At 46.9% G+C, this 25,719-nt stretch carries 19 protein-coding genes and 2 tRNA genes; 4 read left to right on the top strand and 17 right to left on the bottom strand.

Annotated elements, in window-relative coordinates; translation table 11 throughout:
• Positions 1-3: 3 nt before the first annotated feature.
• The 3 genes from CIK90_RS10245 to nth all read left to right on the top strand — a co-directional run bounded on the left by CIK90_RS10245 (position 4) and on the right by nth (position 4,701).
• Positions 4-2,304 (top strand): NADP-dependent malic enzyme, encoded by a 2,301-nt coding sequence (locus CIK90_RS10245; protein WP_094436255.1) that lies wholly within the window; start codon positions 4-6, stop codon positions 2,302-2,304.
• Positions 2,305-2,428: 124 nt separating this feature from the next.
• Positions 2,429-3,778, top strand: coding sequence for an MATE family efflux transporter (locus CIK90_RS10240; protein ID WP_094436257.1), 1,350 nt, complete (start codon positions 2,429-2,431; stop codon positions 3,776-3,778).
• A gap of 287 nt (positions 3,779-4,065) precedes the next feature.
• Positions 4,066-4,701 carry an endonuclease III gene (gene nth, locus CIK90_RS10235; RefSeq protein ID WP_094465208.1) on the top strand — a complete coding sequence of 212 codons (636 nt, stop codon included), beginning with the start codon at positions 4,066-4,068 and terminating at the stop codon, positions 4,699-4,701.
• 303 nt (positions 4,702-5,004) lie between these two features.
• Here nth and CIK90_RS10230 read toward each other — a convergent pair.
• From CIK90_RS10230 to CIK90_RS10180, 11 genes are all read right to left on the bottom strand, one after another.
• Positions 5,005-5,077, bottom strand: a tRNA-Gly gene (locus tag CIK90_RS10230).
• Between the two features lie 70 nt (positions 5,078-5,147).
• Positions 5,148-5,220: transfer RNA gene (locus CIK90_RS10225), tRNA-Thr, on the bottom strand.
• Positions 5,221-5,423: 203 nt separating this feature from the next.
• On the bottom strand, positions 5,424-6,071 hold the full coding sequence (locus tag CIK90_RS10220; protein ID WP_094391690.1) for a phosphatase PAP2 family protein: 648 nt from the start codon (positions 6,069-6,071) through the stop codon (positions 5,424-5,426).
• A gap of 12 nt (positions 6,072-6,083) precedes the next feature.
• Positions 6,084-6,887, bottom strand: a complete 804-nt coding sequence (locus tag CIK90_RS14485) for an SH3 domain-containing protein (protein WP_094391689.1) — start codon at positions 6,885-6,887, stop codon at positions 6,084-6,086.
• Complete coding sequence (locus CIK90_RS10210; RefSeq protein ID WP_094465206.1) at positions 6,884-8,728, bottom strand: BatD family protein; 1,845 nt, start codon at positions 8,726-8,728, stop codon at positions 6,884-6,886. Before CIK90_RS10210 ends, CIK90_RS14485 begins: the two co-directional genes overlap by 4 nt.
• A gap of 66 nt (positions 8,729-8,794) precedes the next feature.
• Entirely contained in the window at positions 8,795-10,498 is a 1,704-nt protein-coding gene (locus CIK90_RS10205; protein WP_094465204.1) for a VWA domain-containing protein, read from the bottom strand.
• 20 nt (positions 10,499-10,518) lie between these two features.
• Positions 10,519-11,517, bottom strand: a complete 999-nt coding sequence (locus CIK90_RS10200; RefSeq protein WP_094391686.1) for a VWA domain-containing protein — start codon at positions 11,515-11,517, stop codon at positions 10,519-10,521.
• 13 nt (positions 11,518-11,530) lie between these two features.
• Positions 11,531-12,604: a BatD family protein gene (locus tag CIK90_RS10195; RefSeq protein WP_173849335.1), complete on the bottom strand. Its 1,074-nt coding sequence runs from the start codon at positions 12,602-12,604 to the stop codon at positions 11,531-11,533.
• A 5-nt stretch (positions 12,605-12,609) separates the two neighbouring features.
• On the bottom strand, positions 12,610-13,479 hold the full coding sequence (locus CIK90_RS10190; RefSeq protein WP_094391685.1) for a DUF58 domain-containing protein: 870 nt from the start codon (positions 13,477-13,479) through the stop codon (positions 12,610-12,612).
• 51 nt (positions 13,480-13,530) lie between these two features.
• Positions 13,531-14,526 (bottom strand): MoxR family ATPase, encoded by a 996-nt coding sequence (locus CIK90_RS10185; protein ID WP_094391684.1) that lies wholly within the window; start codon positions 14,524-14,526, stop codon positions 13,531-13,533.
• A 166-nt stretch (positions 14,527-14,692) separates the two neighbouring features.
• Positions 14,693-15,496, bottom strand: a complete 804-nt coding sequence (locus tag CIK90_RS10180; RefSeq protein WP_094465202.1) for an MBL fold metallo-hydrolase — start codon at positions 15,494-15,496, stop codon at positions 14,693-14,695.
• A gap of 84 nt (positions 15,497-15,580) precedes the next feature.
• On the opposite strand from CIK90_RS10180, the gene CIK90_RS10175 reads away from it, so the two are divergent.
• Complete coding sequence (locus CIK90_RS10175) at positions 15,581-16,030, top strand: hypothetical protein (RefSeq protein WP_094465200.1); 450 nt, start codon at positions 15,581-15,583, stop codon at positions 16,028-16,030.
• Here CIK90_RS10175 and CIK90_RS10170 read toward each other — a convergent pair.
• The 6 genes from CIK90_RS10170 to fabD all read right to left on the bottom strand — a co-directional run bounded on the left by CIK90_RS10170 (position 15,984) and on the right by fabD (position 24,970).
• Positions 15,984-18,197 carry a BamA/TamA family outer membrane protein gene (locus CIK90_RS10170; RefSeq protein ID WP_254046329.1) on the bottom strand — a complete coding sequence of 738 codons (2,214 nt, stop codon included), beginning with the start codon at positions 18,195-18,197 and terminating at the stop codon, positions 15,984-15,986. The two genes, CIK90_RS10175 and CIK90_RS10170, sit on opposite strands and share 47 nt — an antisense overlap.
• Positions 18,198-18,361: 164 nt before the next feature.
• Positions 18,362-19,282: a DMT family transporter gene (locus CIK90_RS10165; RefSeq protein WP_094465196.1), complete on the bottom strand. Its 921-nt coding sequence runs from the start codon at positions 19,280-19,282 to the stop codon at positions 18,362-18,364.
• Between the two features lie 59 nt (positions 19,283-19,341).
• Positions 19,342-20,070, bottom strand: coding sequence for a tRNA pseudouridine(38-40) synthase TruA (gene truA / locus CIK90_RS10160; RefSeq protein ID WP_094465195.1), 729 nt, complete (start codon positions 20,068-20,070; stop codon positions 19,342-19,344).
• 30 nt (positions 20,071-20,100) lie between these two features.
• Complete coding sequence (locus CIK90_RS10155; RefSeq protein WP_094465193.1) at positions 20,101-21,768, bottom strand: formate--tetrahydrofolate ligase; 1,668 nt, start codon at positions 21,766-21,768, stop codon at positions 20,101-20,103.
• Positions 21,769-21,852: 84 nt separating this feature from the next.
• Positions 21,853-23,997 carry an alpha-amylase family glycosyl hydrolase gene (locus CIK90_RS10150; protein ID WP_094465192.1) on the bottom strand — a complete coding sequence of 715 codons (2,145 nt, stop codon included), beginning with the start codon at positions 23,995-23,997 and terminating at the stop codon, positions 21,853-21,855.
• Between the two features lie 82 nt (positions 23,998-24,079).
• Positions 24,080-24,970, bottom strand: a complete 891-nt coding sequence (gene fabD, locus CIK90_RS10145) for an ACP S-malonyltransferase (RefSeq protein ID WP_094391676.1) — start codon at positions 24,968-24,970, stop codon at positions 24,080-24,082.
• Positions 24,971-25,719 lie beyond the last annotated feature (749 nt).

Raw genomic sequence — 25,719 nt, 5'->3', positions numbered from 1 at the left:
ATTATGGTAAAAATCTCTAAAGAGGCCGCCCTCAACTATCATGAGGCTGGCCGTCCTGGAAAAATTGAAGTGAAGCCTACCAAGGCTTACCGTACACAGACAGACCTGTCGCTCGCCTACTCTCCTGGTGTTGCCTATCCGTGTCTTGAGATCCAGCAAGACCCTGAGGCTGCCTATCGATATACTGACAAAGGAAACCTCGTGGCTGTAATCTCTAACGGAACGGCTGTTCTTGGACTGGGTGATATTGGCGCCATGAGCGGCAAACCCGTCATGGAGGGTAAGGGCCTCTTGTTTAAAATCTATGGCGGCATCGATGTGTTCGATATCGAGGTGGCTGAGAAGGACCCTGAGAAATTCTGTGAAGCGGTAGAGAAGATTGCGCCTACCTTCGGCGGTATCAATCTTGAGGATATCAAGGCGCCTGAGTGCTTCTATATCGAGGAGCGCCTGAAGCGTACTCTCGACATCCCCGTGATGCACGACGACCAGCATGGTACGGCTATCATTTCTGCTGCCGGACTGAAAAATGCCCTTGAAGTGATTGGTAAGGATATTAAAAAGGTGAAGATCGTGGTCAACGGCGCGGGTGCTGCTGCCATCTCTTGTACCAAACTCTATATGGCTATCGGCGCTCAAAAGGAGAACATCCTGATGCTCGACTCGAAGGGTGTGATCACTTCTGACCGCGAGAACCTGAACGAACAGAAGAAATTCTTTGCTACCGATCGTCGTGATGTGCATACCCTGGAAGAGGCTGTCAACGGAGCCGACGTTTTCGTAGGTCTGTCGAAGGGTAACGTGCTCTCGCAGGATATGGTGAAGTCGATGGCTAAAGATCCTATCATCTTCGCCTTGGCTAACCCCGTACCTGAGATCTCATACGAGGATGCCATGGAGGCTCGTCCCGACACCTTGATGTCAACAGGTCGTACTGACTATCCTAACCAGATCAACAACGTGATTGGTTTCCCATACATCTTCCGTGGTGCACTCGACGTTCACGCTACCGCCATCAACGAAGAGATGAAGCTGGCTGCCGTTCACGCTATTGCCGATCTTGCCAAACAGCCTGTACCCGACGTGGTCAACGATGTCTATAAGGTGAACAACCTCACCTTCGGTCGCCAGTACTTCATTCCGAAACCTGTTGACCCACGTCTCATCACAGAGGTGAGTGCTGCCGTTGCCAAGGCTGCCATCGAGAGTGGCGTGGCCCGCAAGACCATCGAGGACTGGGATGAATACAAGCGTTCGCTGTCGGTATTGCTCGGTCAGGAGACCAAACTGACTCAGAAGCTCTACGCTACTGCCTCGGCTCATCCACAGCGTGTGGTATTTGCTGAAGCTGTACACCCCACTATGCTGAAAGCTGCCGTACAGGCGAAGGCTGAAGGCATCTGCCACCCCATCCTGCTGGGTAACGACGAGGTGATTGCGAAATTGGCTAAACAGCTGGACCTCAACCTCGACGGTATCGAGATTATCAACCTGCGTCATCCTGACGAGCAGGAGCGCCGCGAGCGTTATGCACGTATCCTGACCGAGAAACGCCAGCGCGACGGATACACCTTCCAGGAGGCTAACGATAAGATGTTTGAGCGCAACTACTTCGGTATGATGATGGTGGAGACTGGCGAGGCTGATGCTTTCCTCACGGGTCTCTATACCAAATACAGCAACACCATCAAGGTGGCAAAAGAGGTAATTGGCATCCGTCCGGAATACAAGCATTTCGGTTCGATGCATATCATCAACTCTCAGAAGGGTACCCTATATATTGCCGATACCATGGTGAACGAGAATCCTGATACCGACGCACTTGTTGATATCGCACGTCTGGCGGCTACCAGCGTACGCTTCTTCAACGAGAAACCGGTTATCTCGATGATTTCTCACTCTAACTTCGGTAGCTCTACTTCTGATGGGGCACAGAAAGTGCGCAAGGCTACGGAAATCATGCAGCAGCAATATCCTGAACTGGCTATCGACGGTGAGATGCAGCTGGGCTTTGCCCTCGACCGCGAACTCCGCGACGAACAGTATCCTTTCAGTCGCCTGAATGGTAAGGATGTAAACACACTCGTTTTCCCCAACCTCTCATCAGCACGCTCAAGCTATAAGATGCTGCAGATGCTGGATGCGGACGTCGAGATTATCGGCCCGATCCAGATGGGACTCAACAAACCTATCCACTTCATCGACTTCGGAGCCAGCGTGCGCGACGTGGTGAATATCGTGGCTGTTGCTACCATCGATGCCTACGTGGATAAGGTGAAGAAACGCATCAACGCTGCTAAATAATAACATACTCAGGGAGTTCCCACTCCCTCTCTCTATACGATATGGGAGCCGACAGACTTTTTGCCGGCTCCCATATTTGGGCTTTCACAGGTAGTGGCCCGCAGACTGACAAACTCGGAAAGAAATGACGCTTACAACATCACAACAACGACATCATTACCGCGAACTGCTCGTGCTGGGCATTCCCATTATCATCGGCCAGTTGGGCACCATCGTACTCGGTTTTGCCGATACGCTCATGATAGGTCATCACAGCACAGAAGAACTGGCTGCCGCCGGCCTGGTCAACAATATCTTCGGTCTTGTTCTTATCGCCTATATGGGTTTCTCCTACGGACTGACGCCTGTCGTAGGACGACTCTATGGTATGGGGCAAAACGAAGCCGTAGGAGGAAAAGTGAAAAACTCTCTTGTGGCCAACGGTGTTGTCGGCTTGCTGTTTACAGCCGTCATGACCTTCCTCTATTTCAATCTTGAACACATCGGACAACCTGACGAACTGCTGTCGCTCATCCGGCCGTATTTCCTGGTCAATCTGGCGAGCATCCTCTTTGTCGGTCTCTTCAACACGCTGAAACAATTCTTTGACGGTATTGCACAAACCAAAGTGGCGATGTGGACCATGGTGGGCGGTAACCTGCTGAATATTCTCTTCAACTGGCTTCTCATCTATGGCGTGGGCGGTTTTCCTGAAATGGGACTCCTGGGTGCCGGTATTGCCACATTAGGGTCGCGTGTCTTCATGGCTCTCGTCCTCGTTGGCGTGATGCTCTCCTGCCGACGCTACAAGACCTATCGCCTCCACTTCCTCTCCTATCCTATCAACAAAGTGGATTTCATAGAAATGAACCGCTTGGGCTGGCCTGTTGCCTTGCAACTCGGCATGGAGAGTGCTGCGTTCAGTCTGAGTTGTGTGATGGCAGGATGGTTGGGTACGATTCCTTTGGCTGCCCATCAGGTGATGATTACCATCTCGCAACTGTTCTACCTGATTCTGTCGGGATTGGCAGCTGCCATGGCGATACGCGTCAGCCATTTCGTGGGACAACGCGACTTTGCTGCCGTGAAGGCTAATGCGATGGATGGTTTCCGTCTGAACCTCTTTATCTCCTTCGTGCTGAGCATCCCAATCTTGCTGTTCCGCAACCATATCGGCGGTTTGTTCAGCGAGAATATCGAGGTGCAACTGTATGTGTCGGGGTTGATTCTCATCTTGGCGCTCTATCAGTTTGGCGACGGCATGCAATACGCGTTTGCCAATGCCTTACGTGGAATAGCCTGCGTACAACCGATGGTGACCTATGCCTTCATCGCCTATTTCGTGGTCAGCCTGCCCTTGGGATATACCCTCGGCTTTATCTGCGATCTGGGCATCTATGGTATCTGGACGGCTTTCCCCTTTGGTCTGACCATCGCGGGATTCCTATACTACATCAGATTCAAAAAGGAACTCAATAAAATGTCACATGGATGAAATCATCGGAACTTAGATGGATTTTTTTAGTTGCCTACGGCAAGAAATCTTTGGAGGAAATCTTGTTTAAGATGTTGCCTACGGCAAGAAATATTTTAGGAAGATAACAATATTATTAAATAGATTTCTGGACTGTTTAGGTCCTTAGATTTTACATGAAGATTTCCTCTAAGATTTCTTGCGTAAGCAACACAAAACAAAATCTTTAACTAGAATTTTTTCCGTGTGTTCCGTGTAATCCGTGGATAAAAAAATACCGTGTGACCGTGTAAGATAAAACAACGAATATGAAAAAGAATGAACGTGATGCTTTGATTTTTGCGAGATTTCGCGAGAAGATGCCCAATCCAACAACGGAATTGCAGTTTGGCAGCATCTTCCAACTACTTGTGGCGGTAATGCTTAGTGCACAATGTACCGACAAACGCGTTAACCAGGTTACGCCTGCTCTTTTCAAACAATATCCTGATGCACGCAGTCTGGCAGAAGCAGAAGCCGATGAGGTCTATGAGTACATCAGGAGCGTATCGTACCCCAATGCCAAAGCTGCCCATCTGGTTGAGATGGCTCGTGAATTGATGACGCATCACAATGGGGAGGTTCCTGCGACGATGGAAGATCTTCTGACGCTTCCCGGCGTGGGTCGTAAGACGGCTAATGTGCTGTTGAGTGTGGCATTCGGACAGTCTGCCATGGCTGTAGATACCCATGTGTTCCGCGTCAGCCATCGGTTAGGTATCGTCACGCGGTCTGCCTCTACTCCTTTGTTGGTTGAGCGTCAACTCTTGCGCATCATCCCTTCTGCCGATATTCCCCTTGCTCACCATTGGCTGTTGCTCCATGGTCGTTACGTTTGTACGGCTCGCAAGCCCCATTGTGCTGATTGCTTCCTGCGTGACCTCTGCCCTTCTGCCATCCGGTGAAAGGTTGCACACAGATGATGCGGATGCTTCTAATGTCGCACGGAAATCAATCATCGGAATTTAAACGGATGTTAGACGGATGTTTTTTGGGTTGCGCGAGCGCAAGAAATCTTTGGAGGAAATCTTGTTTAAGATATTGCTTCGCAAGAAATCAATCATCGGATCTTAGACGGAGTTTATGCGGAAACAAAATCTTTAACTAGAATCTTTTCCGTGTGATCCGTGTGATCCGTGGATAAAAAAATTCCGTATGTTCCGTGGATAAAAAATTCCGTATGACTTTTTCGGGGGAGATAAAAAAGGAGCGGATTACGGGACTCGAACCCGCGACCCTCGGCTTGGGAAGCCGATGCTCTACCAACTGAGCTAAATCCGCATGGAGAAAAATAATGTGCCTTTTAAGACAACAGGAGTCAGAACATAGGTTCTAACTCCTGTATGAAATGAGCCGATAGCCGGACTCGAACCGGCGACCCACGCATTACGAATGCGTTGCTCTACCAACTGAGCCATATCGGCAACATTCAAAGAACGCCTTTTTGTTTAAGCGGATGCAAAGATACTAATAAAAAACGAAATCACAAAACTTTTCTTTATAAAGTTATACGTGAAAAGGTTCTCCCTACCCCAACTTCCAACCGTTGAAAACGAGGATTACAAACGATATCGTCTCTCGTCGTTCATTCTTTGTTTCAGTCTATCGAGACGGTTGGACCGCCTTGTTATGAACAAACGAGGCTGTAAAGTACGGCACAGAAGGCTGTCAGGACAAGGACAAGGACGGGTATCTCGCAGAAATACATGCCATAGGCTACGGGTTTCGCAACACGGAGATAGAGGCGATAGACGCCATAGCCTACCAGTCCGCCCCAGAGCAGACCGACAAGGATGTCGCCAGGATAATGCACGCCAAGGTATATGCGTGTCCAACAGTTGACCAACGACCAGCCTATCAGAAAATACGATAGGATGCGGTTGCGTGTCAATAACGAGAAGAAGACCGCCAAACTAAACGTATTGGCGGCATGGGCGGAGAAGAAACCGTAGTTGCCTCCTCGATAGTCGTTGACGACATCAACGAGGATACCTATCTGTGGGTCGTGGGTAGGTCGCCATCGGGCTACCAACGGTTTGACAATGGTGTCGTCGATGGTTCCTGCCAATACCACACAGAGGCCTGCTGCGCCTAATACCAAAAGCACCTGTGAAACGCTATTGTTGCATCGCAGCACCATATAGAATAATGCGATATAGAGTGGAATCCACGTACGGGCATTGGTCAGGATTACAGCCAGTTGGTCAACAAACAACGAGTCGCTACCGTTGAGCATCAACAACAATTGCTGGTCAAACTGAATGATTGTTTCCATGTGGGTTGCAGCCTAAATAATCTCTATGGTTTCTACGGCAATCCATCCGCGCTTTCCATCTGCCAAGCGTATCTCGCGCCATCCCTTCATCGTATTGTCTGTGATGGTGACACGTGTTCCTTCGTGGATGGTAAACAGATCGGTACCGTTTTTCGCCGGGGTACTCTTGACCGAAACGGTAGGCGCCACGACGATGGCTCCATCACGATGCAGGAGCTTGTCGCGCTGTTGCCAAGCAAAGAGGTTGGCCAAGAAGAATATCATCAGCAAGGCGAGAGCGCCGAAGAATCCCGTCTTTCGCATCCACACGCGATCTACGAAGAGATAGACCAACGCCAGTATGATGGCAAGCGCCAACGAGACAAGCGCCAACCATGCCCATGCGTCAACACTCATGAGATTGACCAGGGAATGGTACCAGGTGACGAAGAACATCTCCGTTTCCGGTGTGATGCGATCGATGGTTTTTGATTGTGCCATCTGTAGGTTGAAACGAATATCCTCGTCGCCAGGCGAAAGGAGTAGTGCACGCTCATAATTGAGAATAGCCCGTGTGATATTATCGGTACGATACCAGGCATTACCCAGGTTGTAGTAGAGGTCGGCATCCTCCCCTTGCTTGAGCAATTCCTCGTAGATATGGATGGCCTGCTGGTAGCGCTCATGGGTATAGGCGCTATCGGCATCAGCCTTCGTCACCTTTTGCGCTTGTAGCGTCAACGGCATCATCAACATCAGCGTGAGACAGCATCCCAAGGCTATTGTTCCAACAAAGCGTTTGGCAGCTGTGGTATGTTGTATAGCATATTTTATCATGACTTCACCTCTCTTCCTTTTTCGATATATGTAATAGCCTCTATGGCAGCTTCATACACCTTGTTCATATTACCATGCGCATCACCTGGAGCGTAGCGCGCAAACTCACATTCATCAAGGGCTCCGATGAAGAGTTTGATAGTTTCGCCATCTACCTGACGATCGCCAAGGCGCTGGCTGATATTCTCGCGTGAAAGTTCGGCAACAGGAATATTGAGTTTATCGCCCACGTATCCCCAAAGGGCACGCAACACCTCGTCGTAGAACTCATTCTGCTTGTCGGCCTTCAAGAGTTTGGCGGCTGTACGAAGTCGTCGTATGGCCACCTTGTTGGCCCGTTTGCCACGCATCTTCACTACGTTAGCCTGATCGATGGCTCGCTGGCGGAATGCTACAAACAAGGTAACGAAGATGCCCAGCAGGACAACAAGGATAGTCCAGTAGGCTGTTGACGCGAAGAAGGTGTCGCCCAACATTCTGGGATTGACCTCTCCGGTCTTTATAAAGCGGATGTCTTTATTGACTTGTTGCAGTTCTTCGCTAGCAAAGGTTGCCGACGAACTGCCACTACCCTTAGCAACCTTCAAGGTAAAGGGTTGTGAGCGTAACGTCTTATAACTGCCTGTCTTGGTATCGAAATACACAAACTCGATAGGTTTCAGTTCGTAATTGCCTTGATGGCGAGGTACGATGAGGATATCGTAGATCATGCTACCCTCAATACCGTTGGTAGAGAGTTTTGTCTTATCGGTAATCTTCGCATCATACTGGTCGAAATCCTTGGGCAGTTCGACAGCCGGTTGCTTGATGAGCTTCATATTACCCACTCCACTCACGACAATACGCATGGTCACGGGATCGTTGGCCTTGACCTCTTGTTTGTCGAGAGAGGCAGATAGCGAGAACGTTCCTACTCCACCAGAGAAATTGGTAGGACGTGCAGGCAACGGATCTACGGTAATGGTCAGTCCCGGCGCTTTGATAATCTTCTTGACCTCTGTATATCCCGAACCTCCGTTGAAGAAGGCTTCAAAGGGATCGACGTCGCGGTTTTCAAGCATCACCATGCCCTCGTAATCCAAACTTGGAATTTCAAGGCGTCCTGTGGTCTGCGGGAACATCACATACTGTTGCCAGGTAACGGTACGATAAGGACGTCCGTTGAGGGTCTCGACATGGAAACTCTTCTGTTGTGGTAGCGGAACCTCACGGGTATAGAAGCTCTTCAGATCAGGCATCTTACCATTGAGCGAGGTCAGATTGACCAAGGTATAGACCTTATAGGTCAGCAAGATAGGCTCTTGTTCGTGGACGCGTCGCTTGTTGGCGCTAACCTTCATAAAGAGCGTATTACCCGTGATGCGGTTGCTCATGGCAGAACCATGATTCTCCGAGCGTTGTCCACGACCTTGCTGTGAAGACGAGGCAGAGCCCGACACCCTGATGTGTAATACGTTGGAGTGGATCTGCTTTCCTGCTGCCACAGCACGTGCGGCAGGAATGGTATAGTTTCCAGCTTTGTTAGCACAGACGATATAGGTAAAGGTAACCGACGAAGAGCTGGAAGTCTTTCCGTTGATCATCTGAAAACTCGACTGCGTACTGGTACGCGGTCCCATCAGCACCTCCAGGGCTTCCGGGATATTACCTGCACGAAAATCGTTTACATCATCCGTATTGACCGTATAGGTAAGACGGAACTGTTCTCCTACGGCAACTTGCGAGGGAGCACGTCCCACCATGTGCTGTCCGAATGTCGTTACCGACATGAGCAGCATCGCGACCAATGGGATCAGCCATTGTGCATGTTGAATAGTTCTATCTGTGGTATTGTTCTTCATTTCTTTCCTGTTCAATGGGTCTTGACTTTGAAACTGAATAGTTGTTATGTAAATAGCTTGTATCCATTACCAGTTTTTCTGCAACCTGCGTTTCTGCTGATGCTGCTGTTGAGCTTTCTTGATGCGCTGTTGCGTATTCTTTTCTTCCTGCATGGCAGCATTCAACAGTTGTTCTGCATTTTCCTTACTCATCTGTGGTTTCTGCTGTTGCTGTTGTTGCTTCTGCTTGTCTTGCTTCTGCTTGTTATTCTCCTGTTTTTGCTGCTTTTGCTTATCGTCTTTTTTGTCTTTATTGTTTTGTTGAGGTTGCTGCTGTTGCTTCTGCTGTTTCTGTTGACGTTTGCAGAGTTCAAGGTTGTAACGCGTCTCGTTATCGCGAGGATTATTGCGCAAAGCCTCCTTATACGCCTCTATGGCATCGCCATACATCTTGAGCGTCTGACAAACGGTACCTATGTTATGGTAAGCCTGCGCACGACGATACGGGTTTTGTTCCAGTTTGGCAGCACTCTGAAACTGCTGTATGGCAGCCGAGTCTTTGCGTTGCATCAGGAGGGCATTACCCAGATTATATATAGCCTGAGGATTGCGGTCGTTGCGTTCCAATGCCTTGCGATAGCTGGTTTCCGCTTCAGCATAATTGCCAGCCCTGAACTGTCGATTGCCCTTTCTGACATAGTCGCGGTCGGACTGCGCCTGCACGTTGAGCGTAGCCGCAAGAAGCAAGAGCAGGAGCATCATGGGTTTATTTCGGCTGAAGAGGTGAAGCTTGCTGAGATGAGGATTGCGAACCTCAAGGATACAGATTTCTATGATCAGCAAGAGCATGACGAGGATGGCAACCGCCTGAAACTGTTCGTCGAAATCGCTATAGATAGTTACAGCCGTTTCCTTCTTTGAGAGTTTGTCGAGTTCTGCGTTGAGTTGCTCTTGCGCGTTGGAATTGTTTTCCACGTGAATATAGGCTCCGCCTCCAGCTTCAGCCACCTGTTTACACATATCTTCATTCAAAGCCGACATGACGGTCTGCCCTGTTTCGTCTTTGATGTAATCGTTACCGCCGCCGATGGGGATAGGCGCTCCTTTAGGAGATCCTATGCCAAGAACAAACACACGCATGCCTTTGTCTTTTGCCTCACGTGCAGCCTCAAGCGCCCCACCCTCATGGTCTTCTCCATCTGTTATCACGATGATGGCCTTGCCAATACCTTGTTCCTGCGTAAAACTGTTTGTTGCCATTTTAATGGCGGCAGCAAGGTCGGTACCCTGTACATCAATCATCGAGGGATCGATATTGCTCAAAAACATTTTAGCAGAAACGTAGTCGCTCGTAATAGGCAGTTGCACAAAGGCGTCGCCGGCAAATACGATCAGTCCGATCTTGTCGTTGGTGAAATGGTCAACAAGGTTTTCTACCATCATTTTGGCTCTGTCGAGACGACTTGGTACCACATCTTCCGCCAACATAGAATTGGAAATATCCATGGCGATGATGGTTTCAATACCCGTTCGCTTCTCATGGTTGATCTTGGTACCCATCTGCGGACGCGCCAGCATCACGATCATGAGCGCCAAGGCTGCAATCAGCAATATGAATTTCACCCGTGGACGATGGCGAGAAACGTTGGGCATCAACTCGCGTACGAGATTGATATCGCCAAATCGTCTGAGGCGTTTCTTTTGTTGATACACCATCCAGAATTGCATCAACACCAGAATCGGTATCAATATCAGCAAATAGAGATATATGGGGTCTTCAAATCGAAACATAATGCAGTTCTCCGATAATTTTAAGGTAGTTTTCTGAATATGGTAAGTCGTAAGAGCAATTCGAGAAGCAACAGGAGGCATGCTGCCAAGGCAAAGGGCTGATAAGCCTCATAGCGTTTGCTGAACTGCGTCACGTTGAGTTTAGACTTTTCGAGTTTGTCGATTTCTCGATAGATATTCTGCAACTCCCGGTTGTTTGTTGCGCGATAGAAGCCGCCATCTGTTGCTGCGGCAATTTCACTCAAGGTCTTACTATCTATTTCTACAGGGATATTGACATACTGCACACCACCGGCAACAGGCATGGGATAAGGAGCCACCTTATTGGTACCTACACCGATAGTATAAACTCTGATGCCTAGACTTTTGGCAATTTCAGCAGATGTCATGGGCGACAAGTCGCCACGGTTGTTACTACCGTCGGTCAGCAGAATGACAACCTTGCTTTTCGCCTTAGAATCCTTCAAACGGCTGACAGCATTGGCAAGTCCCATTCCGATGGCTGTTCCATCCTCGATAAGTCCTCTCGTTGCCAAGTCGGTTCTGACACCCCGTAGCAGGTTGAGTACCGAAGCGTGGTCGGTCGTCATAGGACATTGTGTAAACGCCTCACCCGCAAATATCGTCAGACCAATATTATCGTTGGGTCTGCCGGCAATAAACTCAGCAGCCACTTGTTTGGCAGCCTCAATACGATTAGGCTTTAGGTCTTCTGCCAGCATAGATCCAGAGACGTCCATCGCCATCATGATATCGATACCCTCCACCGATTTGTTTTTCCAGGAGTTATGGGTTTGAGGTCGTGCCAATATCAATACCAACAGTACGAAAATCGCCAGCCTCAACAACAATTGTATCGGCATCAAAGTCACCTTCCAGCTCCGTGCTGCAAACCTATAGGCATGGGTATCGCTCAACCGCACGGTAGGTTCGGTTTTCTTCCGATACATCAGATACCATATCACATACGGTATCAGCAGTAACAGCAGCAGGAAATATTCTTTATTTGCAAATTCCATTCTAATTCATTATTTATATCCACTCGCCGAGAAGCAACACATGATAAACGGCATAAACGAGCATAGCCACACATGCCACGACAATCAGGCTGATAACGGTTTTGAGCAGTCGTCTTGTTTTCAGAGAGCGTTGGTCAGCTTCTGTCAACTCAGGTTTCTGGACTTCCTCTGTGGCAACCGCCTCCTGTTTCGTCTGGTCGATAAAGGCAATAGCGTTAACCAGGTTGGCATCGTTCTCGTTGATGAGTGTAGAATATTTGGCAAACTTCACCAGATCGGCCGTGATGAACAGCTGGCGGAGTTCGTCGATCATAGCCTGGTCGCCCGAAGACGTCAGGCGTTCTATAATCTCTCCACTTGTCATCTCCATGGCAGAGAAATGGTAGCGCTCCTCTATATATTTACGAAGCGTATCGGTAAGTTTCGTATAGTACTCCTTCGGATTATCCGACGACACCATACGTTCTGCCTTGATCTGCTCTATCTCCTTCATGGCCTTCTGGTGTGGCAACAGTCGCTTCACGATACGCAAAGTCTTGATGATAGGTTTGTTGTCGCGCAGGCGAAGGTAGAGGTAATAAGCCACAGCCATCAGGAGCAAAGAGAGAATGCTCAACCAAAAAGGAAGAGCCCACTCAGCCCATGAGAATGGGTTGTCCTGTACATCCTTCGGACCATAGAACTTATCGAGTTTGGTTGTATCAACCTCAACTTCTATCACCTTTAGTGCCAGACTCTTAGTAGGATATACTTTCCCGTTTACTTTAACGCGAAATGCGGGCAGATAATAGAGTTTACCGTCGAAAGACGTCAAGGTATAGATGCTTTTAACCTGCATGCGTCCATCGCTCACATCTTCAGTCTGTTCGTCGCTTACAGCCAACACCTCCACTCCCGGTACGATATTCTCACGCGGTTTGAAAGTCGGCATGTTGACCTTAGACTGCTGTGGAACTGTTGCGGTCACAGTCACATGCACCTGCTCTCCTATCATCATCTCAAGTGAGTCGATACGAGCTTCTACATCCACCTGCGCCAAGATCGTAGCAGGCAATAATGCAAGGATAAATAATATCAGGTGTTTCATGCTTATCAACTTCTCTTTTTAAATAGCAGCAACAGGTGTTTGACAAAATCATCACCTGTGGAAATGCTTACCATGTCAACATTACTCTTGTTCATGGTCTCTCGCAAATGCTGTTGCATCCGATTCCAATATTGCTCGTGAGCACGTCGCAAGCGCTTGCTGCTGGTATCAATATACTGTTCATAGCCGGTTTCAGCATCAACCACACGCATCAATCCCACATCGGGTAATGACTTGGCAAAACGGTCATAGACCTGAACTGCAACAACATCATGTTTTCTGTTGCAAATCTGAAGGGGATGCAAGAAATCCTTCTGGTCGTAAAAATCGCTCAACACGAATGCGGTACAACGATGTTTAACAACACTTGTAAGAAACTGCAACGCTCCCTCTATGTTCGTTCTCTTGCTTTCGGGGTGAAAGTCGAGCATTTCGCGTATGATATAAAGGATGTGTTTACGTCCTTTCTTCGGAGGGATATACTTCTCGATATGGTCGGAAAAGAATACCACTCCTATCTTATCATTATTCTGAATGGCGCTAAAAGCAATGGTGGCAGCTATTTCTGTCACCATATCGCGCTTCATTTGGCTTTGCGTGCCGAAGTCGAGCGATCCGCTGACGTCTATGAGTAGCATGACGGTGAGTTCGCGCTCTTCTTCAAAGACCTTGACATAAGGGCGATGGAAGCGTGCTGTCACATTCCAGTCGATATCTCTGACATCATCTCCGTACTGGTATTCGCGCACTTCGCTGAAAGCCATTCCACGGCCCTTGAAAGCAGAGTGATACTGGCCTGCAAAGACGTTAACGCTCAGTCCTCTGGCCTTGATTTCTATCTTTCTTACCTTTTTTAGTATTTCAGCGGTTTCCATTTGTTTGATCTGATTCGTTGTTTATAATCACTTCAATAAGACAGGCGACAATCAAGGTACTTCCACCTTATTGATGATCTTTGAAACAATTTCCTCACTTGTCACATTGCTTGCCTCTGCCTCATAGGTCAGACCGATACGATGACGCAATACATCGTGTGCCACGGCGCGTACATCCTCAGGAACAACATATCCGCGACGCTTGATAAAGGCATAAGCGCGGGCAGCCTTCGCCAGATTGATAGACGCACGCGGACTTCCGCCGTATGCTATGAGGTCTTTCATGTCTTTCAGTCCATAGCGATCAGGATAGCGAGTGGCAAATACGATGTCGGCAATATACTGTTCGATCTTCTCGTCGATATAGACCTCGCGTACCACGTTTCTTGCATTAAGGATTTCCTGAGCCGTAGCGACAGGTTTCACTTCAGGAAGTTTTCCTGCGATATTCTCGCGGATGATGCGTTTTTCCTCTTCGAGTGTAGGATAGTCGATCACCACCTTCAGCATGAAACGGTCCATCTGTGCTTCTGGAAGTGGGTAGGTACCTTCTTGTTCGATGGGGTTTTGTGTAGCCATCACAAGGAATGGTGTGGGCAAATCAAATGTTTCTTTGCCAATAGTCACCTGTTTTTCCTGCATGGCTTCGAGCAACGCACTCTGTACCTTGGCAGGAGCGCGGTTGATCTCATCTGCCAATACGAAGTTGGCGAATACCGGACCTTGTTTCACCTGGAAGCGCTCGTCTTTCTGCGAATAGATCATCGTACCTGTCACGTCGGCAGGCAAGAGGTCTGGTGTGAACTGTATGCGGCTGTAAGTTGCATCAATCAGTTGTGAAAGGGTCTTGATGGCAAGTGTCTTTGCCAGACCAGGCACACCTTCGAGCAATATGTTTCCGTCGCTGAGAAGTCCGATGAGCAACGACTCTACGAGATGCTTCTGTCCTACTATTACTTGATCCATTCCTGTCACGAGATTGGTGACAAATCCACTTTGCTGTTCAATCCGGATGTTAAGCTCCCGGATATCAATTGATTCTGCCATAGTTATATTCTATTTTTGTTTATTTCTGTTTTACGTGTTGCAAAAGTAATCAATTCCTATAGGAAAGTTCTCATGCAAGTATCTAAATAATATTAAAAAAGTTTCCTACGTCTTACAATTTAAGAAACTTTTTCATATCATAACATTTTAGCTGTATATTTGAGATTTATACCAAATCAAAAATGCCTGTCGGGCTCTTTCTTTTGAGTACTTCCAGTTGCAGGTCGGCACCCGCCACGATACCATGGCTACGCAAAATGGCCTCAACGGTCTTACGAGCAAGTTCCGGATGGTTGTTCTCTTCACTCAGGTGACAAAGCCAGACATGCTTCAGGTGTTCGCTCATGTTCTCCACAAGTGCTTCTCCACATTCTACATTACTGAGATGTCCGGTATGCGAGAGTATGCGCTCTTTAAGAAAAGCCGGATATGGGCCGTTTTTCACCATTTCAACATCGTGGTTAGCCTCGATGACGAGATAATCTGCTTTGCTGATGTATGCTTTCATTTCATCGGTTACATAACCAGCATCAGTAATCACACAGAATGCGGTTCCTTCCGCTTCTACCATATACCCCACATTATCGCTACTGTCATGTGGAACGCCAAAGGGAGTAATCTTGAAGTCGCCTATGGTAAAAGAAGTGCCCTTTTCTACATAATTTACATAGTCTGAGGGGACTTTCTGTTGGACACAATAATTTTTGGTAATACCTTCGTGCACCACCTTCGTCGTATACACAGGAACGTGTTGGTCTTTGCTGAACGAACCTACCGATTTGATATGGTCAGCATGATCATGGGTCACAAGTACATGATGCACCTGTGAGAAACTTAATCCATAATCTCTGAAGTTCTTTTTCAAACTTCTAAGTCCTACTCCGATATCTATCAATAGTCCATCCGTCGGCGTAGTCAACAGATAACAATTTCCGCTACTGCCGCTTCCAAAGGATATAAATCTTAGCATTTGGTTTTAAATTTATCTGCAAAAGTAATAAAAAAAAGTCACATTTTTCTTATCTTTGCAACGATTTTTGGATATTTTAAACTTATGAAGAAAATTGTATTATACATTTGCACCATGATTATGGCGTCTTGTAGCCTGATAGAAGTGCATCAAAAGGAGTCTGAAGTTGCAGCAAAATCATGGGCTGAAGCCTTTTTCAGCTTCGACCTTGCACGTGCCAACCAACTGACAGTTGAAGAGAGTCGGCCTTGGTTACATTTCATGGCTTCTAACATTACAGACGAAGATTTGGATTTCGCCAATTCAGAGGATGTCTCCACGTCGGCACATATCGACGATGTGACGGAACTTCCGGGTGATACGATGTGCCTGATAAAGTTGGTTGTGGATAATGCCTTTGTTGCCGACTCCATAGGTTCCCGAGCTCATCTCGTTGACGAATACCACACGACCGTTACTGTGGTAAAACGTCATGGCCATTGGATGGTTAGAATGGCAGGCCTACCGCGAAATGAAATGCAAAATCGCGACTAAAATCCGGATGTAACAGAGGGTAATGTTCCTTTGATGTAGTATAAGCAGGATTAACGGCTTTCATACCCATATCAAAGCGAAGGATGAAGTATCCAAAATTCAATCGGAATCCCATTCCGTAGCTTACTGCGAGTTGTTTCAAGAACTCGTCAAACTTGAATTGTCCACCCGGTTGGTCGTCGTAAGAACGGATGGTCCAGATGTTACCGGCATCAACAAAAAGCGCACCTCCTATTTTCCAGAACAGATGTGTGCGATATTCCATGTTGAGGTCCAGCTTCATGTCTCCCGTCTGGTTGATGAAGTCGATACGTCCGTCCTTGCTGATATACGAACCAGGACCAAGTCCGCGAACACTCCATCCGCGCACGCTATTGGCTCCACCCGCGAAATATCGTTTTTCAAACGGCAGGATAGTACTGTTTCCATAGGGATAAGCAATGCCAAATCCGGCATGGAATACGAGTTGGTTGTTGTAGTCCAACTGTATGTTACGTGTGAAGTCAACATCCCCCTTCACGTATTGTGCATAGGCAATATCAAGGAAAGTGTATTGTCCCTGTGCATTTTTATGGAAATTCAACGCATGTGCTGCGCCATGAAGCAGATTGCCTGCTGTTTCTGCATTGGCTTTAATGGCAATACGTCCGTTGTTATAGGTATAACCCATACCTATTTTCATAATGAAAAGGTTCTCGTAATTATAGCGCAGGATGGCATTCTTGCTTTCGGTATCGTTAAGATACTCATTACGAAACGTTTCACTTATCCATGGCATGGAGATATAGTTGAGATCAAGCAGGTCTATGCGATAACGGTCATGATGCCTACTGTCATTCCATTTGTATTTCCATGCTACAGAAAAGACTCGTCGATGGAACTCCGGTCGGTTTTGAAGGTCGTATAGCATCGACACTTCACTTGTGGCATTAATGCGACGTCTGAAGCTGTTGGCAAGAAAAGGTGCGATGAATCTTGGGAATGTCAATTTGGTTTCTACGCTATACTCTTCAAAATTGTCGTTACCATAGCCTTCCAGCCCCTTGATAGCCTCAAACGCGCCACGCAGTTCTATGGTAAGGTTTTCTGCTCCCTTGAAGAGGTTGCGGTTCTGATAGGTTAGCGCAACAGCAGCACCAAAATCTCCTGCTGTATTCGTTCCTTCGGGTTGAAAAGAGATGGTGGAGGGTTTGTTGGTACTCAGATGGATATTACAATCGAGAAGACGTTCTCGCTGGTGTTCTTCCCATGAAATACTGGTGTATTTGACGGCTCCGAGTCTTCCGAAATGTGCATAGGTATCTTGCAATTTCTTTGCCGAATACAATTCTCCCGAACGTATAAAAGTATTGCGTTGCAAGACTCTTTTTCGAAGATGAATGATACTGTCTTCGCTATCTCCACTCAGATGGTTGACTTTCCCTATCCTATAACTGAGGTGTGGTATTTCATTCCCGTCATGGTCGGTATTGGCATGGATGACAAGTGTCAGGTTGATAGCTTTTTCACCCGGCATAGAATCGGCTCGAAAGGTGATGAAATCCTTGTTGAATCTGAAATATCCTCTGTTGGCCAATTCGCCGACTAATCGGTTGCGTTCGTTATCTAAATTCTCAACGCTAAAGCGCATATTCTCTTTCAGCCCTCTATGCTCAGGCAGGTCCAAACGCAACAGATTGGCAATGGCAGTATCCCGTACTTCATAATTCACCTTTCCCAAATAATAAGGCTCACGAGGGTGAACATGGTACGTCACGTTGATCTTACGTTTCTTTTCTTTGAATGTCGCATCTACAGAAGCACGCAGATAACCCATATTCTGCAATCTCATCTGTAAATCCTGCATGGAGCGTGTAGTACTCAACGTGTCGTAAATGACAGGAGCCTCTCCTATGTTTTTTAGGGTACGGTTGATCCATTTCGACGAGTCTTTACCTGCCAACGAGTAGGTTGACAATGGTAGTTTGAACGACGAGAACCATCTTGTATTACCTTTTTGGCGTACATACGATTTGAGATTGGCGGAATTTACATCTCTGTATTTTCCGTCACTTTCCACCTTGACTCTATTGAGCAGGTATTGGCCTTCTGGCACATATTTGGTTTCTGAGCAGCCACAGAGCATCAACCCTATGACTCCTGTTATTATCATGATCGTATGTCGCATTCTGTTTACAAAGGTAGTGCAATTCAGGTGAAATACAAAACAAACCAACAAAATTTTGTCTGTTCAACAACCAACTTGCGTTCTGATTTTACCATAATCAGGCCGTTTGGCTGAACAGACAAATGTATTTGAACGGTTCAAAGAAATATGTCCACTCTCTCTTGTTAATGCGAACCAATATACAGGAATATCATTCCCAGCAGCACCAACGCCAAATCGACAGCCTTGGCGCGAAGGTTCTTCTCATGGAAGAAGGCAGCACCAAAGAGGAACGACACGATAACCGAACCACGACGCACCATCGACACGATAGATATCATGGCATCGGGCAACGAGAGGGAATAGAAATACACGAAATCAGCTGTAGAAAGGAAAATGCTGACTCCGATAATTGACCAATGCCAATGAAATGGCGTGGTCTGCTTGTGTTTGGGCCACCAGAGAATGGCAAGCATGATGAGCATCATACCACATTGATAGATGTTATACCACGACTGTACCATCATACGATCAAGCCCAACGCCTCCGCTTCCTTCGGGAGCCATCAGGTACTTGTCGTAAAGTCCGCTAATCGCTCCAAGAACAGCAGCACCAACTATCATCCAGATCCAATGGTTGTGCTGGAAGTCTATTCCTTCTTTTTTACCACTCCTACTCAACATCATAAACGACATGACGGCCAACAAGACTCCCATCCATTGCCAACCGTTAAGATGTTCTCCAAATACGAGTAACGCTCCTACAAGTACCATGACCGGACGTGTGGCGTTAATCGGACCTACTATCGTCAAGGGCAGATGTTTCATGCCGAAATAGCCTAACACCCAACTGCTCAGCACGATCAAGGATTTGAGGACGATGTATTTATGCATCTCCCATCCGCCTGAAGCAACATGGAATATGGTATTGTCGAGAATTTCTGTCTGACCACTCAGAATGATGAATGGTAAGAAGATTATCGACGAGAACAGGGTGTTGAGAAACAACACAGGAATGACGGCATTTTCGCGTAGAGCTTCTTTCTTGAATGCATCATAGAAGCCCAATAATGTTGCCGACAAAAAAGCCAATAATAACCAAGTCATCTTTTTAACAATCTTTTATGTGTTTATTATTTGAAAAAATGTATCGTTGTTTGAAATACTTAATATTCTACCCGTTCAAGAAACAATGCTTTGGCGGGCATCGACTCGCCTGCTTGGGTACGATGTCCACTCTCAATAACCCGTCGAAACTCCTCAAGGGTCATGCGGCCTCGCCCCACTTCTATGATCGTACCGACAACGGCCCTTACCATATTCCGAAGAAATCTATTGGCACGTATCTCGAAATACCACTCATCTGGAGCGGTTTGATGCCATTGTGCATGGGTTACCTTACAGAGCGTGGTCTTGACGTCGCTTCCGGTTTTGCAAAACGAACCGAAATCGTCATATTCCATCAGTATAGCCCCAGCTTGATTCATGAGTCCGAAATCGAGCTGATAATGCATCTGCAGGCTAAACTGCTGGCAAAAGGGATTCTTGCCGTAGTGGATATAATAATGGTAGGTTCGGGCGGTAGCCGAAAAACGAGCATGTTTATCGGCTGCAACCGCCTCTACCTTAGAAACTCCTATATCGTATGGCAATACGCCATTGAGGCGCTTGACCATGTGTACACAATCGAAAACAACCTCAGTATCGAAATGTGCAGCCATTTGGCGTGCATGAACTCCTGTGTCAGTTCGTCCTGCTCCTGTCACGTGAATATCCTCACGGAGAAGGAGTGAAAGTGCACGTTCCAATTCTTCTTGAACTGTAATACCATTGGGCTGATACTGCCATCCATGATAACGTGTTCCATCATAACCAAACCATACGAAATATCTCATTTTCTTAACTTGTTTGATTGTTTCTTTTCTTTAGCTTAAACCATCTATTTCACCATCTACCAAGCGAATATGTAATGCCTGAGGAGATTTTGGAAGTCCTGGCATTCGAATCATGCTTCCTGCAATAGCCACAATCATCTCGGCTCCGGAATTGATGACGATGTCACGGATTTCAAAATCAAATCCGTCGGTCACTCCGTATGCCTTCGGGTCTTGCGAGAACGAATACTGGGTCTTGGCAATACACACGGGGAAGGTTCTGCAACCTAATTGCTCTGCGCGTTTCATCTTGCGCTGGGCATCTGCTGAGAATGTCACATGCGAGGCGCCATAGATTCTGCGTGCAACAGCTTCAATCTTTGCACTTATGTGACTCTCGTCTGCATACATCAGCTGGAGTGGTTTTGACGGTTTCTGCTCTATCGTCTCGACCACCAGACGGGCAAGGTCTTCAGCACCTGCGCCCCCTTGTGCATAGGCGTTATTTAAGGCAAAGGGTACGTCCTGTTCCTTACAATGGCGACGTACCATTTCTATTTCCTGTGCATCATCATCTGCATATTGATTGAAACAAACGAGTACGGTCTGACCGAATTTCTGGAGGTTGTGAATATGCTTGTCGAGATTGCGCAAGCCGCGACAAACTCCTTCTGTATGAGGCAGACGGATTGCCCTCTCTTCCACTCCACCATGCATTTTCAATCCGCGTAGCGTAGCCACAAGGACCGTCAGTCTGGGTTGAATATGGGCTTTACGACACTTGATATCAAGGAATTTCTCTGCACCCAGATCAGCACCAAATCCTGCTTCTGTCACTACATAGTCGCCATACGTCATCGCCATCTTTGTAGCTATAATAGAATTGCAACCATGTGCGATATTGGCAAATGGTCCTCCATGGATGAAGGCAGGCGTATTTTCTGTGGTCTGAACGAGATTAGGATTGAGTGCATCTTTCAACAATACTGCGATAGCGCTCCCTACTCCCAAATCGCTCACATAAAACGGTTTGTCTTCGAGCGTGTAACCCAGTAGGATGTGATTGATTCTTCGTTCTAAATCTTCAAGGTCAGAGGCAAGACAAAGGATTGCCATAATCTCGCTGGCAGGAGTAATGTCGAATCCGCTTTCCTGCGGACAGCCGTTGACATGAGGTCCAAGTCCTGTTACGATGTGTCGGAGCGATCGGTCGTTCACATCCATGACTCTTCGCCATAGTATCTGTTTCATTCCGAAACCTTCAGTCTGGTGCTGATAGATGTAATTGTCGAGCAAAGCGGCAATCATATTGTTTGCCGTGGTAATGGCATGGAAATCGCCTGTGAAATGCAGGTTGATTCTATCCATGGGCAACACCTGTGCGTAGCCTCCTCCGGCAGCTCCACCCTTTTGTCCGAAACACGGACCGAGTGATGGTTCGCGGAGTGCCAGAACAGCTCTTTTTCCTATACGTGCCAATCCGAGCGAGAGACCGACGGAGACGGTTGTCTTGCCGATTCCTGCCTTTGTAGGAGTAATGGCTGTTACGAGGATGAGGTTACTCTTTTCAACTCGTTCTTCATCAATCAGTTTGCCTGGCACTTTGGCAATAAATTTTCCATACGGTTCAATCAGGTCTTGGTTGATGCCCATCGTGGCAGCAATCACGCTGATTGGCTTCAATGTTGCTTCGCGTGCAATTTCGATGTCTTGTTTCATGCGGTCAGGTGGGTTTTAAATGATTATATATTTGTTGATATAGTCCTGCTGTGTCACCATGTAATCGATTGTTTCTTATTGTTTTTATTGCACCACTTTGAAACGAACCCGGAATACCTTGTTTTCTTCGTCCCAATTCGTTCCAAGTAATTCAAAACGGCCAATCTGACTGGTTGATCGCACGTGTTTGCCGATACACGGACAAACGTCATAATCGCCTATGCGTACGAGTCGGATGGTTTCCGACGCATCTTCTGGCAGTCGGTCTGGCGAAACGCCCTCTGGCAGATTGTTGCGGTCAACAAATTCAAACTCCACAGGCAAATCCTCTTCAATAAGTCGGTTCATCGTCTGTTCTATTTCCTTCTCCTCTTGGCGCGAAGGTTTATGACTCAGATGAAAGCTCATCTTGCTCTTTTTGCGCTCGATATGTGCGTTGAAAGAACGTTCACAACCGAATATGCGCATCATGGTCTGATTGAGCAGGTGTTCGGCTGTATGAGCCGGAGGAAATTCCTCTTTGTGGTGTTCGTTGAGAATGATATTTTCCATTGTTTTATGATTTTCAGATACTGTAACTTTCATCTTCATCACCACGCCCCCATTGGCACCTACCTGCAGTCGAACGGCCTTATCTGGCTGCAGGTCAATGTTGGTTTTTGTTTTGCTCCACAGTTCTGTGGCAATATATTCGCCTGAGGCAACTTGCAAGAAGTCGAAGGCGTGTTTCGGCAGATTGACATCAACATCAACTTCGTGGTCTTCAAAATTGACTACCACCAAGAGCAGGTCATGTCCGATGTGGCGGAGGAACGCATATTGACGGTGCAAATGTGGATTCACATACATCAGGTCGAAGAATGTGCCTTCGCTTATGGCTTTCTCGCGACGAGCAATCTGCATGGTTTGTTCATGTTGTGCATAAACCAGTTTTTCGTCGGCGGTCAATTTTCTGGAGGCTGCCCGACATAGGGTATCGATACTCCAGTAGTCGAATATTGTGGTTCGTCCATCGCATCCGCTAAATCCTTCGTGGTCCATTCCGCGCTCTCCATACTCTTCTCCGAAATAGAGCATAAAAGGATTCTGTTGCATGAGCATGGATGCCATCATAGCAGGGACACCGCGACGGGCTTCGCCTGCAAAGAATGTGCTTGCAATACGTTGTTCGTCGTGGTTTTCCAAGAAGTACAACATGTGTTGACGAATATCGTCTGTTTGTTGCCAGGCAGAAGTAATTGCCGAGGTAGCAGCCTGTCCGGTTATGACGGCGCGCATCGTATCATACATGCCTACTTTGTCGTAGAGTAAGTCAAAGCCGGCTGAAATATAACTACGATATAATGACGGATTATATACCTCACCGATGAACTGTATGTCGGGATATTGTTCTTTGACCGCTTTTGTAGCATAGCTCCAAAATGCTGCCGGCACCATCTCAGCCATGTCGCAACGGAAACCGTCTATACCTTTGGCTGCCCAGAACAAGAGGATGTCGGTCATTTTCTTCCAGGTATTGGGCATGGGATTGTCGTACAATACTCCACCTGCGTAATAGTCAACACCATAATTGAGTTTTACCGTTTCATACCAGTCATTCCTCCCTGGCGCATTGTCAAAATGGTCGTTGCCCGTGGCTTTGGCAGGATATTCTTCGTAAGGTGTTGCTTCGCCGTGATAAAGGTCAAAACAAGGTACGAAAGCTTGTCCTGGACAGTAATAGAAATTGTTATCTACCGGGTCGAAGCCTCTATCCACATGATCGTCTTCTCCAAGGTCGCTAACATTTGCTGGCTTGCAAATGGAATGATACTGGCGTGCAACGTGGTTGGGCACAAAATCGATAATCACTTTGAGACCAGCCTCGTGGGTGCGCTGAAGCAAGGCTTCAAACTCCTCCATTCTGTGGTCAACATCTGTTGCGAGATCTGGATCAACATCATAATAATCGGCAATAGCGTATGGCGAACCGGCACATCCTTTGACAACTGCAGGATGTTGTTTTGGGATTCCATATGCTGAATAATCTGTCCTCGTCGCATGACGAATAACCCCCGTGTACCAGACATGAGTAATGCCCATTCTTGCCCATCGGTTCAATACCTTTGGGGTGAAATCATCCATTTTTCCGCAACCATTCTCTTCAATGGTTCCGTTCATGTGACGGGTGATACTACGATTGCCGTAAAGGCGAGTAAAAACTTGATAGATAACCTGTTTACCTGTCATAAAGATTTAACGAGTAAAGATAATAGGCGCAGGTATAGCCCACGCCTATTATTTATTTAATTCTGTTTTAGTATCATTAGGATTAAGCAATGCCATGAGCACTTACTTCCTTATTGATTTTTGCAATCATACCCTGAAGGGCTTTACCTGGACCGCACTCTGTAAAATCGTCTGCGCCAACGGCAATCATGTTCTGCACAATCTGTGTCCAACGAACCGAACTTGTCAGCTGAGCAATCAGGTTTTGCTTGATTTCAGCAGGATCGGTATGTGGCTTGGCATCTACATTCTGATAAATGGGACATTTGGGAGCGGCAAACTCAGTTTTCTCGATAGCGGCCTGAAGTTCGTCCTTAGCAGGCTGCATCAATGGAGAGTGGAATGCGCCACCCACCTTCAAAGGCAGAGCACGCTTAGCGCCGGCGGCTTTCAGCTGTTCGCAAGCCTCGTTGATGGCTTCGATGTTACCAGAGATGACCAGCTGTCCGGGGTTGTTATAGTTGGCAGGAACCACAACACCCTTACCCATCTTGCTTACTTCTTTGCAAATGGCTTCAATCTTATCGTCGGGCAAACCGATGATGGCTGCCATGGTAGAGGGCTGAGCCTCACAAGCTTTCTGCATAGCCATGGCACGAGCATAAACCAGTTTAAGACCATCTTCAAAGCTCAATGCTCCAGCAGCAACAAGTGCCGAGAATTCGCCAAGAGAGTGTCCTGCAACCATAGCTGGTTGGAATGCGTCTCCCATGCAGATGGCAGAAATAACAGAGTGAAGGAAAACGGCGGGTTGCGTTACCTTGGTCTGTTTGAGGTCTTCGTCAGTACCTTCAAACATAATGTCGGTTATACGATAGCCAAGAATCTCGTTGGCTTTTTCAAAAAGTTCTTTTGCTTTAGGATTGTTGTCGTAGAGGTCTTTGCCCATTCCTACGAATTGAGCTCCCTGACCGGGAAATACAAATGCTTTCATTTTCTTATATATTTTTATTATGGAATTCTTTCCGCGTGCAAAGGTACGAATAAGCGAGGGAAAAACCAAACTTATTTGAGTTTTTCCGAGCGGAAGTACCTAAAATCCGAAGGATTAAAGGTACGAATAAGCGAGGGAAAAACCAAACTTATTTGAGTTTTTCCGAGCGGAAGTACCTAAAATCCGAAGGATTAAAGGTACGAATAAGCGAGCAGAATCCAAAAGAAAAACACATTTTCTTTTGGATTATCGAACGAAAGTACCCAAGAGACAACAGTCTCAGAGGTACGAATAAGCAAACAAAAACTTTTATCTTCGAGTTGCATTCGGGATGCGTTCAGGTAATCGTCCTCAACTTTGTTAAGTCAAATGATCCGTTCGAGATTTTCCGTGAAAAAAGCGAAGAACAGAAATCGCGTAACATGTCCCAAGAAGCTCCCAAGTAAATCCCAAGTAAGTCCCAAAATCATGTCCACAACAATAGGAACATGATAGGACCATATAGGTAAGAACTGCCGATGTGCTAACCTTATTATATTATGAGATAAAAAAAGCAGATAAAAGTCTTTGAACACCAAACATAATTGAATAATTTGAATCTCTATCAGATTATTTTTGTTGAAATAGTTTGGAAATCTCAAATATATTGATTACTTTTGCAGCCGATATTAATCATTCCCTTGTTTCCATTCGAGAAACAATAGTATTGCGACAAATTCCTGTCGCACACATTCATACCAAGAATACTT

Origin of the sequence: Prevotella sp. P5-126, assembly GCF_002251185.1 — a bacterium.
Classification (GTDB): Bacteria; Bacteroidota; Bacteroidia; order Bacteroidales; family Bacteroidaceae; genus Prevotella.
Note: the sequence above shows the minus strand (reverse complement) of the source record. Positions and strands in the feature narration are given on the sequence as shown.

Excerpts from the sequence above, each read along its gene's own strand:
- CIK90_RS10195 (WP_173849335.1), bottom strand. The coding sequence starts at position 12,604 with ATGAAACACCTGATATTATTTATCCTTGCATTATTGCCTGCTACGATC.
- CIK90_RS10165 (WP_094465196.1), bottom strand. The coding sequence starts at position 19,282 with ATGACTTGGTTATTATTGGCTTTTTTGTCGGCAACATTATTGGGCTTC.
- CIK90_RS10240 (WP_094436257.1), top strand. The coding sequence starts at position 2,429 with ATGACGCTTACAACATCACAACAACGACATCATTACCGCGAACTGCTC.
- CIK90_RS10155 (WP_094465193.1), bottom strand. The coding sequence starts at position 21,768 with ATGAAACAAGACATCGAAATTGCACGCGAAGCAACATTGAAGCCAATC.
- truA (WP_094465195.1), bottom strand. The coding sequence starts at position 20,070 with ATGAGATATTTCGTATGGTTTGGTTATGATGGAACACGTTATCATGGA.
- CIK90_RS10210 (WP_094465206.1), bottom strand. The coding sequence starts at position 8,728 with ATGAAGAACAATACCACAGATAGAACTATTCAACATGCACAATGGCTG.
- CIK90_RS10245 (WP_094436255.1), top strand. The coding sequence starts at position 4 with ATGGTAAAAATCTCTAAAGAGGCCGCCCTCAACTATCATGAGGCTGGC.
- CIK90_RS14485 (WP_094391689.1), bottom strand. The coding sequence starts at position 6,887 with ATGATAAAATATGCTATACAACATACCACAGCTGCCAAACGCTTTGTT.
- CIK90_RS10190 (WP_094391685.1), bottom strand. The coding sequence starts at position 13,479 with ATGGAAACCGCTGAAATACTAAAAAAGGTAAGAAAGATAGAAATCAAG.
- CIK90_RS10175 (WP_094465200.1), top strand. The coding sequence starts at position 15,581 with ATGAAGAAAATTGTATTATACATTTGCACCATGATTATGGCGTCTTGT.
- CIK90_RS10200 (WP_094391686.1), bottom strand. The coding sequence starts at position 11,517 with ATGGAATTTGCAAATAAAGAATATTTCCTGCTGCTGTTACTGCTGATA.
- CIK90_RS10150 (WP_094465192.1), bottom strand. The coding sequence starts at position 23,997 with ATGACAGGTAAACAGGTTATCTATCAAGTTTTTACTCGCCTTTACGGC.
- fabD (WP_094391676.1), bottom strand. The coding sequence starts at position 24,970 with ATGAAAGCATTTGTATTTCCCGGTCAGGGAGCTCAATTCGTAGGAATG.
- nth (WP_094465208.1), top strand. The coding sequence starts at position 4,066 with ATGAAAAAGAATGAACGTGATGCTTTGATTTTTGCGAGATTTCGCGAG.
- CIK90_RS10220 (WP_094391690.1), bottom strand. The coding sequence starts at position 6,071 with ATGGAAACAATCATTCAGTTTGACCAGCAATTGTTGTTGATGCTCAAC.
- CIK90_RS10180 (WP_094465202.1), bottom strand. The coding sequence starts at position 15,496 with ATGCTAAGATTTATATCCTTTGGAAGCGGCAGTAGCGGAAATTGTTAT.
- CIK90_RS10185 (WP_094391684.1), bottom strand. The coding sequence starts at position 14,526 with ATGGCAGAATCAATTGATATCCGGGAGCTTAACATCCGGATTGAACAG.
- CIK90_RS10205 (WP_094465204.1), bottom strand. The coding sequence starts at position 10,498 with ATGTTTCGATTTGAAGACCCCATATATCTCTATTTGCTGATATTGATA.
- CIK90_RS10170 (WP_254046329.1), bottom strand. The coding sequence starts at position 18,197 with ATGCGACATACGATCATGATAATAACAGGAGTCATAGGGTTGATGCTC.